The organism is Actinophytocola xanthii, assembly GCF_001921205.1.
Taxonomy (GTDB): domain Bacteria; phylum Actinomycetota; class Actinomycetes; order Mycobacteriales; family Pseudonocardiaceae; genus Actinophytocola; species Actinophytocola xanthii.
This window is the reverse complement of record NZ_MSIE01000010.1, coordinates 1-696: the sequence shown is the minus strand read 5'-3', so window position 1 is coordinate 696 and position 696 is coordinate 1. Positions and strand designations below refer to the sequence as shown.

Here is a 696-nt window from a genome sequence, read left to right as displayed (position 1 = left end):
AACCGCTCGAGGGTGGGGTCCGGTCCGCGGGATCATCGGTCACGACGGTGAACTGCGCCCAGCATCGAGGATGCTCCTCTCACACCGGACAGCACGCTCGCCGCCGGTGGTGTTCAGACACGCCGAAAACGGCGTCGTCACGCACCGAGCCTACGCTGAGCTGTGACCTACGACACAGTGGCCGTGCTTCCTGTCCCGGGCGGATGGCTAACGCACGGCCTCCGCCGCCTCGAGGAAGCGTTCCAGCTCGGCCTTCACGTCCGGTCCGCAGGGTTGGAACACGATCTCGGTGACGCCGTGTCCGGCGAGGTCGTCGAGCTTGTGTCGGACCTGGTCGCGCGTGCCGCTGATCGTGACGTCGGTGAGGATCGAGTGTCCGGCGGCGTCCCACGCCGCCTGGTCGGCCTCGCTCAGCTCGACGCAGTGTCCGGAGTGGACGGCCAGGTGGCGCTCTGCGGCCGGTGCCCGGTCGACCACGGCCAACCACTGTTCGCCACCGGGCAGTGCGGCGACCGCGTCCGGCCCGCCGAACTCGTACGCCCCGTGGTACGCCAGCGCCCAACCAGGACCGCCGGCGAGCCGGGCGGTCTTCGGCCGCCACATCTACGCCGTTGACGGCAACCTCCAGGCGGCGACCTTGTCCGGTGTTCGGGTGAAGCCGGTGACGTTCTGGTGTTCGTCAAGGGCCTGGTCCTA

1 protein-coding gene is annotated in these 696 nt (G+C 69.4%); it reads right to left on the bottom strand.

Going from position 1 to position 696, the window contains the following annotated elements; genetic code table 11:
* Window positions 1-207: 207 nt before the first annotated feature.
* Window positions 208-603 (bottom strand): hypothetical protein, encoded by a 396-nt coding sequence (locus tag BU204_RS40635; protein ID WP_075124879.1) that lies wholly within the window; start codon window positions 601-603, stop codon window positions 208-210.
* Window positions 604-696: the final 93 nt, after the last annotated feature.

Excerpts from the sequence above, each read along its gene's own strand:
- BU204_RS40635 (WP_075124879.1), bottom strand. The coding sequence starts at position 603 with ATGTGGCGGCCGAAGACCGCCCGGCTCGCCGGCGGTCCTGGTTGGGCG.